Genomic DNA, 12,472 nt, shown 5'->3' with positions numbered 1-12,472 from the left:
ATTGCACGAAGTAGTGCAATCCCTTTACTAGTAGGAATTAGAATCAATTTGTGCCCTAATTGTCATATAGACTTCTTCAATTTTGCGTTTATAAGGTAAATCAACTAAATCCAGTGAATCAGTGTAAGCCATTTTCGCAATGTCGTAGGCGGTTGTAAGTTCCCCGAAATGTGCATAGCAAAGGGCCTTATAGGAAAAGCATTCATTTAAGCCTAAAATATCATATGGATGGCTGACAAAATTAGGTGCTTTTTGAAAATGCTCAAATACAGCTCTAGCCTCCTCATAACGACCGAGTAAATATAGGGACTTTCCTTTTTCCGCATAATAATAGTTTGAATCCAAAATATCTAAATCCACATGCTTCAACTTATTAAAGCTCTCAATTTCGATTAATGCCTGCTCATAATTAAACATGTAATTATTATTATAATGTGCTCGTAAAATAAAGATGAAAGCATCTACTAGTGCGCGCTCAGCAAAAGCCCGATATTGCTCCAGCTTCATAAACATATGCTCTGCTTGTTCAAAGTCATGGTCAATCATCGCGCAATACGCTCCTATACGATACATATCATCAATTTTATAAAACAGCTGATTTTTATGAGCATTCGTAATCGTCTCGTTTATTAATTTTTTCCCTTCTTCATGTTCTCCGATGGCAAGCTGTAAAATGCTTGTATAATACGCCATTAATAAAGCGTCACGAGAATCAAGCTGATAATCCTCTTGTTTGATAATTTCTTGTGCCTGTAAAATACAGGCATAGGCGAGGTCATATTGACGTTTTCCCGCTAATATGGACATTTGCAGGATGAATGTTTTGAACCAATGGCTAAGTAAATTAATTTCTTTAAAGATAGTGCGCGCTTGTAGGAGGGATGTTTCCCATGAAGTTAATCCTGCTTCATACTGTGTGACAGCGTATATATACAATAAACGGCCTGCTTCATAACTATGAGGAAGTCCCTCGACTGATGGCTTGATTAAATCAACAATTTCTTGATAGCGAACTATGTCTCCCCATTTTACCTCTGCAAATAAAATTTCCACCTGCTCTAAAAGTGAACGAATGGATGAGGGTGCTACTTCTTCGAGTAATTCACTAGCCTTGACACCTAACCGTTCAGCAATATAGTCCAGGCTTTCCATAGAGGGCTTGGCCTTTTCATTTTCTATTTGACTTAGCATTCCTTTTGTTAGACGATCACCGGCAAGCGCCTCTAATGTTAATTTTTTTTCTTTCCTTAATTTGCGAATTCGTGCGCCTAGAGAGTTCACTGCCTCGCCTCCTTTTGTTTAATTATATTAAACTTTTTCTTGCGTGAAAAGAGGAAGCTATGGTATATTTTGTTTAATAAAATTAAACTTTTTAATTCAACTAAAAAATGGAGGGGTTTTTAAGATGAATGAAACGGAGAAATTAAGAAAGGCGACCTATCATTTATGGACTTTTACAGCGAGTAAAATGATTGCCATGTTAGGGGCAAATGTCATGGCGTTTGGTTTTAGCCTGTATATATTAGCCATGACAGGGTCAGCCATGAGCTTTGCGACCAATATGATTTGTTCAGTGTTACCTCGTGCTCTCGTAGCACCCTTGGCAGGTTATGTAGCGGATAATTTTTCAAAAAAACGAACGATTTTATTAGCACAGGCAGGAACCATTTTGACCGTAGGGGGATTACTGATTTATACAGAAACGGTAGGGATGTCGGTTTATGCTATTTACATAGCTACAGTCTTTAATACAATATGTTCCGCATTTTCTGGGGTCACGTTTTCATCTGCAATTGCTACACTTGTAAATCCAGAACGTTTACAGCGCGCGATGTCATTTAATCAATTATCAATGTCGGTGGCTGCCATTGGGGGACCAGTCATTGGCGGCATGATGTATGGATTTTTCAATATTGATATATTTTTAATGGTAAATATCGTAGCGTATATCATGGCGTTTTGCTTAGAGGCAACAATGGATTTTAAACTCTATAGTACTAGAGGGGAAGATGTGAAGAAGGAGAAGGTGTGGGAAGGGCTTAAAGGTGGCTTCCATTATATTAAACAACGAAAAGTTATAAAAACAATCATGTGGGTGGCATTATGGATTAATCTATTTTTTTCTGCGATTGCCGTTGGAGGAACATATATTATTATTGAATTGCTGAAAGTAAAATCAACACATTTTGGTTTTATAGAGGCATCAGGAGCAGCAGGTATGCTGATAGCCTCTCTTTATTTTGCAACAAGACCAGAAGTCAAAGCGCCATTACGTTTCTCAAAAATAAGCTTATTACTGTTAGCAGGTAGTCTCGCCTTAGCAATCATTCCGTTAGTCACGAATTTTTCCTATATCGCGATTGTAAGTTTCTACCTAATCATTTACTTTATTTTTGCCATTTTTGAAATGGGGATAAATATGCCAATAGGGGTGTATATGCAAAAAATCATCTCAGAAGAATTCCGCGGACGCGTTTTCGGTCTAATGGAAACAATGGCAATGTCTATGATGCCAATAGGTATGGTTGTTTATGGCGTATTATATGATGCAATACCGGCCACAATCATTTTACCTGTTACGAGTGTCATTATCATTACCATTTCACTTGTGATGCTACGCACTTCCATTTTAAAAGAAGCACATCCAGAGTATTATGAAAAAGAAGGCATAACAAAAAGTGTCCCTCATTCAACAACATAAATGCATGTCTGACTATAGACAAAAGGTATCGTGACGTAAATGCTCGATACCTTTTGTCATTTTTTACTATAGGAGAATTATTAAGTACCTGCCATAGTTGAGATCAAAGGCTTTACTTTATTAATGGGCTTAACGATCCTCAATGACGATATAGGTAGCTTGAATCGGGCCATGTACACCAACGATTAAAATCATTTCGATATCTGCTGAGTTACTAGGACCTGTAATGAAATTAATACAGGAAGGAATTTTCTCTCCGTTGTTGATTTTTTCACGAATCCACCGTGCTGCTTGTGTCATACGAGGCACCATTGTACTTTTTGGGATTAAAATGATCGATTTTTCTGGTAAGAAGCTAATACTTCTTCCTTGATCTCTACTGCTAAAAAGTACAGCCGTCCCAGATTCAGCAAGTGTCATCTCGCTAATAGTAATGCCTATATTGGCTTTTTCAGCATGTAGGATATTTTCCTGTGGTTGCTGTGAATTCCATTCATAGTACTGAATATTAGACTGCGGCCATTTTTCTGTCATTAATTCAGATAGTCCGAATTCTTGAAATCGCTCGTCCCTAGAACTAATGATGGATTGTCCGCCATATTGGTCCACAACAGATTGCAAATCTTGAGAAAGCTTGGCACAATTGGAAATCACAATATTCGTATGAATATTGGCGCATTGTTTCATGAAAATCTCTAGTAATTCGTCTCTCGTGGCATCTTTTAATGTACGATTTTGTGGTTGATACTGCCACGTGGGGCGTGGAAGCGTTGTAATAGGGGAACGCCCTAACTGCTGTGCAATGTTTGCTAAAAAATTCTCTCGATGCTGCATGGTACCAGTCATGATTCCTCATCTCCTTTTGTGCGGTGCTTCATCCAATTTCGGAAACTGTTTTTATTCGGTGCAGGGAAATCCCGTGCTTCAGTCCATGCTTTTAAAGGACCTGGACCTTTAGTAATCGTATGGTCATTCGTGAAGGGAGCCATTGCAGGAGCGGCCATTTTTGTAGCCATCTTATACAAGGTAGGGGAGGATGCTCCTAAGCCAAATGCCTTCATTAGTAGCTTTTCGGAAACGGGTGCTTTGCCTTCATTTTCAACAATGACCTGACGATGTCTATGAATAAGCTGATGTAAAGGTATTTTTACAGGGCAAGCATCCGTACAGGCACCACATAGCGTTGAGGCATAGGGGAGCTCTTTAAAATCATCATAGCCTCCTAATAACGGAGAGAGTACTACACCAACCGGACCCGAGTAGATAGAGCCATACGTATGCCCACCGACATGACGATAAACAGGGCAAGCATTGACACAGGCGGCACAGCGAATGCATTGTAAGATAGGCTGAAATTCGCCACCAAGAATGGCTGAGCGACCATTATCCACTATGACTAAATGGAATTCCTCAGGCCCATCTGTCTCACCCTCTTCTTTAATTCCTGTAAGCGTGGTAATATAGCTTGTCAGCTTTTGCCCTACAGCACTACGTGTTAATAAGCTAACAAGAACCTCCATTTCTTCAAAGGTAGGAACAATTCTTTCCATTCCCATTACAGTGACTTGAGTTTTTGGCAGAGCCGTAACTAAATCAGCATTGCCTTCATTGGTGACTAGCGTAATCGATCCACTTTCAGCAATGGCAAAATTACAGCCTGTTATACCGATATCGGCAGTTAAATATTCATCGCGTAGTTTTTCACGCACATAAAGAGCAAGCTCCTCGGGCTTTTCCGATTGAGTGTAGCTCTGTTTTGCTTTAAACACATCTCGAATTTGCTCTTTGTTTTTATGCAGAGCAGGAGCCACAATATGAGATGGGGGCTCGTGATCGGCAACTTGCAAAATGTATTCACCTAAGTCCGTTTCGATCACTTCACAGCCTAGTTCCTCTAATGCAGCATTAAGGTTTATTTCCTCGGTTACCATCGATTTTGACTTCACAATTTTAGCAGCATTTTTCTGTTTCGCAATATCTTGAATATAGGCTGTTGCTTCTTGTGCAGTTTGAGCAAAGAAAACATGTCCACCTCTTTTGGCAACATTGTCACTTAATTGGTATAGATAATAATCAAGATTTTCTAAAACATGTTTCCGTATTTCCTCTCCATGTGAACGCCATTCCTCCCAATCTCCAAGTTCCTGAGTTTGTTGTAGACGACGTGTTTGAAAGCGGTCCTGAGCTCTGGAAACAGCGCTACGCATAAATTGATTTTCAAGCTCTTTTGTGACACGGTCCTGAAAGCGATTATTACTAGTTTTCATGGCCATGAATGTTCCTCCTTTTATCGGCAATTTAAAACCTCTGCAATGTGCATTACTTTAATTGGCTTTCCTTGGCGATGAATACGACCACCCATATTGATTAAACAGCCAGCATCTGCTCCGATTAAATAATCCGCCCCTGTCTCCTCTACATGGTGGACCTTTTCTTGAACCATTTCGCCAGATATATTGCCCATTTTGACAGAGAATGTGCCACCAAACCCACAGCACCTATCTTTTCCTGGGAGCTCCACATACTGTAAACCATCGACGTTTTGTAATAACTTTATAGGAGCCTCATTCACTCCAAGGAGGCGAGTCATATGGCAGGAAGTATGGTAAGTAGCTTTGCCCTCTAAATGGGCTCCAACATCCTCTATCTTTAATACATGGACAATAAATTCAGTAAACTCATACGTTTTGGCTGCCAATGCCTTTGCTTTTGATGCCCATAGAGGGTCTCCCTTAAAAATCTCTGGATATTCCTTAAACATATAAACACAAGAACCAGAGGGGGAGACGACGTAATCAGCATGCTCGAAGGCAGAAATCATTCTTTTCATCGCATTTTTGGATTCTTTCACATAGCCACTATTATAGGCGGGCTGTCCACAGCAAATTTGTTGCTCAGGAAAATCAATTTCACAGCCAAGTCTTTCTAACACTTCCACAACAGATTTCCCTATATCTCCCTGAAACATATCCACTAGGCAAGTAGCAAAGAGAGTTACTTTCATATGCATCGCTCCTTTTTATAAACAACAGGTCATCAGATGACTTTTGGTTATATGTATCATACTACAAACTTTTCAAAGAAAGAAGATGTTTTGATGGAATTTTCAGAAAAAATAAAACAACCTAGTCGAGAGCTAGGCTGTTTTAAAGCAGGTTGGATTCCGTTGTTTCAAAATATTGTAATAGAACCTTTTCAACATTGCTTAAATGAGAGGTCATCGCCTGTTTGGCCAATTCTTCATTTTGCTGTTGAATAGCAAGGAAGATTTTCATATGTTCCTCATATAGTTGCTCGCTTGTTGTTTTTTTAGAGTACAACCAAATGCGGCGTGTTTCTTTCATTGTATCAATCATCAGCCCAGAAATTTGATCTAGAATGGTAGCAAGTAGGGGGTTTTGGGAGGCAGTTGCAATTGCCACATGAAATTGATAATCCACTTTTTCACCAAGTTCACCATCCCCATGGGCTTGCTTCATATTATCTAAGATTTGAACCATTACTTGAATATCCTGTTCTGTACGGTTGTTTGCGGCACTCGCAGCTGCGCCTACCTCAATGATTTTGCGAACTTCTAATAAACGGGCAATATCAAGTTTATTCGATAACATGGCTGTAGATAATGGAAAATCGAGTCTGTTTGGAGGCACACTCTTTACAAAAGTCCCTGAGCCTTGTTTGATTTCAATCAATCCCATTGCCTTTAAGGCAGAAAGCGCCTCTCGCACAGCGGAACGGCTAACTTGCAATTGTTCAGCAAGCTGTTCAACCGAGTCCAGTCGATCACCCGGCTTTAAAACACCACCTCTTATTTTTTCATGCAAAATTTCGGACACTTCTTCATAGATTTTTTTAGGTTTTATTTTTTTTAATTCCAAGGAGCTACACCTCTTTTTTCAATCAAATGCGCGTTTGTTATGAATATTATACATGAAGATCAGATAATTACTCCTGAATAGTGTATAAAAAACGGTGCATTGGCTAAAAAAATGAGATAGGTAAGCTTATTTAAAAATGTAGAATAATGGCGAATTTTGTTGACAGAAAATCAACAGCGGCGCATAATGCAGAAGTAGCTTATTAAGCTTTTTATATGTTTGGGAGGACTTTTCAGAAATCTCATCATTTTGCCATGAAACGTTCACAATCAGGAAGGGCGCAATTTATCAGTTTTTTTGGTACGATGGTTGCAGTAACTGTAAGGAGCGATCGAAAAATATGGGAACAGATATTAACGTATTTTTAGCTTTTGGTGCAGGGTTTCTAAGTTTTATTTCACCATGTACCCTCCCATTGTATCCAGCATTTTTATCGTACATAACTGGTATGACATTAGATGAGCTAAAATCAGAAAAAGGGATGCTACAAAAGCGTGCCATTTTCCACACACTATTCTTTTTACTAGGATTTTCAATTATTTTTATTATTATCGGACTAAGTGCCTCCTATGCGGCAGAGTTTTTCCTGAATTATCAAACTTTACTACGTCAGGTTGGTGCCATTTTAATCGTAGTATTTGGTTTAATGATTGTTGGATTGCTACAAATTGATTTCCTTATGAAGGATCGGAAGTTTCAATTTAAAAATCGACCATCTGGCTATTTGGGATCTGTTTTAATTGGTATTGCCTTTGCGGCAGGATGGACACCATGTACAGGACCAATTTTAGCTTCTATTATAATGTTGGCTAGTACAAACCCAGGCGCGGGCTTTAGCTATATGTTCGCCTATTATTTAGGGTTCGCAATCCCATTCTTTGTGTTATCGTTCTTTATTTCACGAATGACTTGGATTCGCACACATAGCCAAAAAATCGTGAAAATCGGTGGTTATATCATGATTGCCGTGGGTATCTTGTTATTCTTTGATGGATTAACGTATATTACTCGTATATTACAGCCTATTTTCGGTGGATTTACAGGCTTTTAATTTGTTAAACTAAAGAGGCATACCGTACTTTAACGTGGAGGGAGATGAACATGTGCCTACAGTTTTAGTAGTGGATGATACGCTATTTATGCGTGTTGCAATCAGTAATATGTTTTCAGAATGGGGTTATGACGTAGTAGGTAAGGCAGCAAATGGTAAAGAAGCTGTGGCTATGTATCGAGAGTTACAACCAGATTTAGTAACAATGGATGTAACGATGCCCGTTATGACTGGTATTGCGGCGGTAAAAAAAATTATCCCAGAATTTCCAAATGCAAAAATAATTATGGTAACAGCATTAGGCCAACAAAAGTTAATTGTAGAAGCGATTGAAAGTGGGGCGAAAGATTTTATTACCAAGCCCTTTGAGCCAGAAAGATTAAGAGCCGTCGCTGACCAATTACTTGGTCAAAATTGCTAATTTGACATTAGAGGAGGATCTTTTATGTTGAGCAATATCCCTTCTCACTATTATGTTATTGGGTCGACCATTATGGCCATTCTAATGGGTAGCTTTGTCATGGTTATACGTATGAGAGCTTCCAAAATGCCAACAAATGAGAAGAAAATTATTATTCCGCCCATCGCGATGTCTTCTGGTGCACTCATGTTTTTATTTGAACAATTCCGAGTACCACCGATGCAAATATTAGAAGCAGCCGCTGTAGGAATGGTGTTCTCGACAATTTTAATTGCCACTTCCAAATTTGAAGTGAAAGGTCGAGATATTTATTTAAAACGTTCAAAAGCATTCGTTTTTATATTATTTGGTTTATTAATATTCCGAGTAGTGGCTAAAATGGTTCTAAGCAGCTCCATCGATGTTGGTGAATTAGCAGGCATGTTCTGGATCCTAGCCTTCGCCATGTTAGTACCTTGGCGAATTGCCATGTTAATCCAGTTTAAAAAAATCAAAAAAACGATTCCCCAGCTACACTAGTGCTCAAACTAGTGTAGTTTTTTTATGCTTTAGATTCGGGAGGTGGGGCGAATTTGTTATGCATCGTGGAGGGTGAAACGCTCGAATTGACGGATAGGATTGCAGAAGTGGCGGATAGAACGCTCGAATTGACGGATAGGTTGCAAAAGTGGTGGATAGAACGCTCGAATTGACGGATAGGTTGCAAAAGTGGCGGATAGAACGCCCAAAGTGACGGATAGAACTGCAAAAGAGGTGGATAGAACGCCCAAAGTGACGGATAGAACTGCAAAAGTGGTGGATAGAACGCCCAAAGTGACGGATAGAACTGCAAAAGAGGTGGATAGAACGCTCAAAGTGACGGATAGAACTGCAAAAGTGGTGGATAGAACGCCCAAAGTGACGGATAGAACGCTCGAATAGACGGATAGAACGCCAAATGAGGATGGTCCGCTCAAAGCAGTACCCCTAAAAAACGCAGCACAAGCTTGTGTGCTGCGTAGTTTTCTTTATTCAAATAAATGTTCGTAGGGGGCGATGTCAATTTGCATTTGCTCTAATTTTTTGCGTAAAAATTTGTGATCGCGTTTAGGTGTTGCTTGGATGTAGCCACGAATAATGAGGTCATTGTTAATGGCAGGTGCTTTTTCCTCTAAAGCAAGCTCGCCAATTTTCCCTGCAATCTTCTCCTTTGCTACTTGTCTAAAGAGCTCAGGGACAGGGCTTACAAGCTCATAGAGTAACTCTTTTTCAGCTTGTCCCCATAAATGGATTGTTTTATCTAAATAAAATTCCTGCCAATCTAAATCAGACTTTCCATCCTGCTTTGGGAGTGCTTTTAAAAACTTGCGGAACATGAAAAAGCCGCCAATCGCCATCAATGAAATGAGGACAACCACCCAAAATAAAATAAACCATAAAAACCAACCTTGTAACAAATCGTTCACCTCTTTGCCTTCTCTGACTCTATTATAAAAGCTTCTGAAAAAAAATTCATCCTATAATGTCCCTTTTTTAGCAATTCGTCTTTATATAGTGTATGAAGGGAGGTGACGATGGATGGCGAACGTGAATTTTTTACAAGCTACACTGCGTCTGAAATATGTGGAAGGCTACAATGAGCAAAACGAGCCAACATACACTACTAAATCGTATCGTAATATCGCTAAGACACATAGCGTAGAAGATTTAGTAGCTGTCGCCCAAGCGATGGCCAGTCTCTCATCACAAGCATTAGCCGGTATTGAAAAGCAAGAGACAAGCGAATTATCTTAAGGGGGGATGACAAAATGACACAAGTTTTAGAGTTACAATTTGTTACAGCGGATGGTAAAACATCCATGCTTACGATTGATGCTCCAAAGCCAACAGTAACAGCAGCTGACATTCAACAAGTCATGAAAACTATTATGGCTAAAAATGTATTTTCTGGACAAGCTGGAGCATTGACAGCTATCAAAGGTGCACGCATTGTAGAACGAAAGGTAATAGAATTCGATGTAGCAACAGAATAATGAAAAAATGGTCTTTGCTAAGAGAACTGCAAAGGCCATTTTTACCTAGTGAGAGGGGGCATAGCAATGGAACAGTGGTTAAACATGATATCGGATATTGGTTTTCCGATTTTAGTGTCCTTTTATTTATTACACCGTGTCGAGGTAAAGCTAGATGCGATTCATGAGGCACTTGTTTCCTTAAAATGAAATTAATTTCACAAATATGTACGAAAGCTGTCACCTAGAGGTTCTTGTCAACGCTTACAGCCTAAGTTAGGATGAGGATAGTGTAGGTTAGGGAGAGTGTTAACATGAAACATAAACGAATGGGGCTAGTATTGCTTTTAGCCTGTGTGACTGTGCTAGGTGCCTGCGGGAATTCTAAATTTAAAGCAGATTATAGTTTAGAGATACCTGATTTTGAACATGTCAATCAGCGTGGAGAGACGGTTTCACTTGAAAGTTTAAAAGGCAAGCCATGGATCGGTATGTATATTTTCACGAATTGTGTATCGATTTGCCCACCAATGTCCTTGAATATGGCACAAGTCCAAGAAAAGCTTCAGAAAAAAGGGGTAGAGGATTATAATATCGTCGCCTTTTCTGTAGATCCAGATGTTGATACGCCAGAAGTATTAGCCAACTATATTAGTAAATATAATGTGCCAGATGATTCTAAGTGGAATCTTCTTACAGGGTATTCACAAAAGTATATTGAACAGTTTGCGGTTAAAAATACGAAAATTTTAGTGAAAAATGATCCTAATAGTGATCAAGTTATCCATGGTAATCAATTTTTCCTAGTTGATAAAGAGGGAACAATCGTTAAAATGTATAATGGCTTCGCTGAAAATATTGAAGATGTACCAATTGATACAATAGCTTCTGATATTGAAACATATATTGATGAAAATTTATAAATAGAAAACCGTCTCAAATTTTTGAGACGGTTTTTTTATGTCCTTTAAAATCTGGAAAAATAATCTTTTTCTGGTTGGGAATCGTTTATAGTGTAGAAGGAGGGAATGTATATGTCTAATATAGAAAAATTGGAGCAGCTGATGGCTATACATACGGAGAGTTTGTTTCGTATTGCTTATTACTATACGAAGGATTTACAAATAGCAGAGGATATTGTGCAGGATGTTTTTATTAAATTTTATCATCAAAAACATTATGAGGAACGAGGAGAACTGAAGGCATACCTTGCTCGCATGACGATCAATAAATGCAAGGATTATTTAAAAAGCTGGGCCTATCGAAAAATTAAATTTCAACATAAATTTTTAAAGCAAAAATCCAATTTTGAGGATGCACTTATTCTTCAAGATGAACATGCTTTATTAGATGAAGCTATTTTACGCTTACCCATCAAACCGCGAGAAGCGATAGTTTATTACTACTTAGAAGAAATGACGATTAAAGAAATTGCTGAACTACTGACAATTCCTGAGGGTACGGTAAAGTCTCGTTTGAAGAAGGGGAAGGAGCTACTAAGAGTAGATTTACAACATATTGAATGGGAGGTACTTTACCATGGATAAACATACCATGCAGGTGTTACAGGATGTCACAGCACATAAAGAGGTGATTATTCAAAAGGTTCGACAACATGTTCAGCAAGAGTCGTATCCATCCAAGTCAAAATGGACATATCGTGCATTCACCGTTATGATCACATGTTCTATTTTATTTTTCATTGCTTGGCAAGCAACACAGCCAATGGATCAGGTGACGACAGAGGTAAAAGATGAAGGAAAAAAACTTCTATTCACAGATTTATTTCATACAGAAGTAGAAGGAAAAGATACAACGTACAGTCAGTTTTTTCCGATATCACTTTATTTAAGTCAGGCAAAAAATATTAAATATTATGCACCACTTCAAGGCTTCGAGGCTATGCAATCAGTAGGTACTTTGTTGGGAAATGCAGTCCATCTCACTAAATCCGAAAATCTACCATTTAAACCGAATATTCAGGAAGTATATGCGGTAACATCAAAAATGGATGATGGTAGTCAGCAAACGCAATTCCAATTTAGTTTTAAAGAAAAATCTTACACTGGCGTGGATTTACAATATATTAATTTTACAGTGACAAATGTCGATCGAAATCCCTTAGCAGACTATGTAAAATCTCAAAATATTGAAGATACTGCAGATATTAAGATTTCAAATGTAGCATTAAATTTCATGAATCCTGTGTTATTTCGGGAGATGACACCAAATCAAGGTTTTCCTTATATTTACTATAATTACGACGCAGCTGATAAGAGAATCTATCAAATGACTACAAGAGCCAACGAATACTATTCGTACTACAACGGCTATGTCTATCACATTGGTTACCAACTAAATGGAGATCCACAAGAAATGCAGGAAGAAATGGCAACTATCGTCAAGGAATTTATTCTTGGTAAATAGCTG

17 protein-coding genes are annotated in these 12,472 nt (G+C 38.5%); 11 read left to right on the top strand and 6 right to left on the bottom strand.

Annotated features, from left to right (window positions below; genetic code table 11):
• Nucleotides 1–27 precede the first annotated feature (27 nt).
• Nucleotides 28–1,281, bottom strand: a complete 1,254-nt coding sequence (locus AC3CH7_RS01865; RefSeq protein ID WP_488381535.1) for a helix-turn-helix domain-containing protein — start codon at nucleotides 1,279–1,281, stop codon at nucleotides 28–30.
• Between the two features lie 124 nt (nucleotides 1,282–1,405).
• On the opposite strand from AC3CH7_RS01865, the gene AC3CH7_RS01860 reads away from it, so the two are divergent.
• A complete protein-coding gene (locus AC3CH7_RS01860) occupies nucleotides 1,406–2,701 on the top strand; it encodes an MFS transporter (protein ID WP_197224957.1) in 1,296 nt (431 codons plus the stop codon).
• Nucleotides 2,702–2,830: 129 nt separating this feature from the next.
• Here the strand turns inward: AC3CH7_RS01860 and AC3CH7_RS01855 are convergent, their stop codons facing one another.
• The 4 genes from AC3CH7_RS01855 to AC3CH7_RS01840 form a co-directional block, all read right to left on the bottom strand.
• Nucleotides 2,831–3,547: a LutC/YkgG family protein gene (locus AC3CH7_RS01855; protein ID WP_488381534.1), complete on the bottom strand. Its 717-nt coding sequence runs from the start codon at nucleotides 3,545–3,547 to the stop codon at nucleotides 2,831–2,833.
• Nucleotides 3,544–4,974: a LutB/LldF family L-lactate oxidation iron-sulfur protein gene (locus tag AC3CH7_RS01850; protein WP_488381533.1), complete on the bottom strand. Its 1,431-nt coding sequence runs from the start codon at nucleotides 4,972–4,974 to the stop codon at nucleotides 3,544–3,546. The genes AC3CH7_RS01855 and AC3CH7_RS01850 overlap by 4 nt, the downstream gene beginning before the upstream one ends.
• A gap of 14 nt (nucleotides 4,975–4,988) precedes the next feature.
• Nucleotides 4,989–5,705, bottom strand: a complete 717-nt coding sequence (locus AC3CH7_RS01845) for a (Fe-S)-binding protein (protein ID WP_031419591.1) — start codon at nucleotides 5,703–5,705, stop codon at nucleotides 4,989–4,991.
• A gap of 142 nt (nucleotides 5,706–5,847) precedes the next feature.
• Complete coding sequence (locus AC3CH7_RS01840; RefSeq protein WP_269816523.1) at nucleotides 5,848–6,579, bottom strand: FadR/GntR family transcriptional regulator; 732 nt, start codon at nucleotides 6,577–6,579, stop codon at nucleotides 5,848–5,850.
• Nucleotides 6,580–6,919: 340 nt separating this feature from the next.
• On the opposite strand from AC3CH7_RS01840, the gene AC3CH7_RS01835 reads away from it, so the two are divergent.
• The 4 genes from AC3CH7_RS01835 to AC3CH7_RS01820 all read left to right on the top strand — a co-directional run bounded on the left by AC3CH7_RS01835 (nucleotide 6,920) and on the right by AC3CH7_RS01820 (nucleotide 8,972).
• Nucleotides 6,920–7,630, top strand: coding sequence for a cytochrome c biogenesis CcdA family protein (locus AC3CH7_RS01835; protein WP_031419593.1), 711 nt, complete (start codon nucleotides 6,920–6,922; stop codon nucleotides 7,628–7,630).
• Between the two features lie 52 nt (nucleotides 7,631–7,682).
• Nucleotides 7,683–8,051, top strand: coding sequence for a response regulator (locus tag AC3CH7_RS01830; protein ID WP_257216252.1), 369 nt, complete (start codon nucleotides 7,683–7,685; stop codon nucleotides 8,049–8,051).
• A 24-nt stretch (nucleotides 8,052–8,075) separates the two neighbouring features.
• Complete coding sequence (locus AC3CH7_RS01825; RefSeq protein WP_031419595.1) at nucleotides 8,076–8,570, top strand: CcdC family protein; 495 nt, start codon at nucleotides 8,076–8,078, stop codon at nucleotides 8,568–8,570.
• A 189-nt stretch (nucleotides 8,571–8,759) separates the two neighbouring features.
• Nucleotides 8,760–8,972: a hypothetical protein gene (locus AC3CH7_RS01820; RefSeq protein ID WP_488381532.1), complete on the top strand. Its 213-nt coding sequence runs from the start codon at nucleotides 8,760–8,762 to the stop codon at nucleotides 8,970–8,972.
• Between the two features lie 86 nt (nucleotides 8,973–9,058).
• On the opposite strand, the gene AC3CH7_RS01815 is transcribed toward AC3CH7_RS01820, so the two are convergent.
• Nucleotides 9,059–9,487, bottom strand: coding sequence for a DUF2621 domain-containing protein (locus tag AC3CH7_RS01815; RefSeq protein ID WP_008175629.1), 429 nt, complete (start codon nucleotides 9,485–9,487; stop codon nucleotides 9,059–9,061).
• A 121-nt stretch (nucleotides 9,488–9,608) separates the two neighbouring features.
• Here AC3CH7_RS01815 and AC3CH7_RS01810 point away from each other — a divergent pair, with 121 nt between their 5' ends.
• The 6 genes from AC3CH7_RS01810 to AC3CH7_RS01785 all read left to right on the top strand — a co-directional run bounded on the left by AC3CH7_RS01810 (nucleotide 9,609) and on the right by AC3CH7_RS01785 (nucleotide 12,469).
• Nucleotides 9,609–9,824, top strand: coding sequence for a DUF1659 domain-containing protein (locus AC3CH7_RS01810; protein WP_031419598.1), 216 nt, complete (start codon nucleotides 9,609–9,611; stop codon nucleotides 9,822–9,824).
• Nucleotides 9,825–9,838: 14 nt separating this feature from the next.
• Nucleotides 9,839–10,063 (top strand): DUF2922 domain-containing protein, encoded by a 225-nt coding sequence (locus AC3CH7_RS01805; RefSeq protein ID WP_012293919.1) that lies wholly within the window; start codon nucleotides 9,839–9,841, stop codon nucleotides 10,061–10,063.
• A gap of 66 nt (nucleotides 10,064–10,129) precedes the next feature.
• Nucleotides 10,130–10,252, top strand: a complete 123-nt coding sequence (locus tag AC3CH7_RS01800) for a YvrJ family protein (protein WP_012293920.1) — start codon at nucleotides 10,130–10,132, stop codon at nucleotides 10,250–10,252.
• A 104-nt stretch (nucleotides 10,253–10,356) separates the two neighbouring features.
• The gene (locus AC3CH7_RS01795; RefSeq protein ID WP_012293921.1) at nucleotides 10,357–10,965 is read left to right on the top strand and encodes an SCO family protein; all 609 of its coding nucleotides are present in this window, start codon (nucleotides 10,357–10,359) and stop codon (nucleotides 10,963–10,965) included.
• Nucleotides 10,966–11,076: 111 nt separating this feature from the next.
• The gene (locus AC3CH7_RS01790; protein WP_198694821.1) at nucleotides 11,077–11,589 is read left to right on the top strand and encodes an RNA polymerase sigma factor; all 513 of its coding nucleotides are present in this window, start codon (nucleotides 11,077–11,079) and stop codon (nucleotides 11,587–11,589) included.
• Nucleotides 11,582–12,469, top strand: a complete 888-nt coding sequence (locus AC3CH7_RS01785; RefSeq protein WP_031419603.1) for a hypothetical protein — start codon at nucleotides 11,582–11,584, stop codon at nucleotides 12,467–12,469. The genes AC3CH7_RS01790 and AC3CH7_RS01785 overlap by 8 nt, the downstream gene beginning before the upstream one ends.
• The last annotated feature ends 3 nt before the right edge of the window (nucleotides 12,470–12,472 follow it).

This window comes from Lysinibacillus sp. F12 (assembly GCF_057773605.1).
This window is presented reverse-complemented; position numbering and strand designations above follow the sequence as displayed.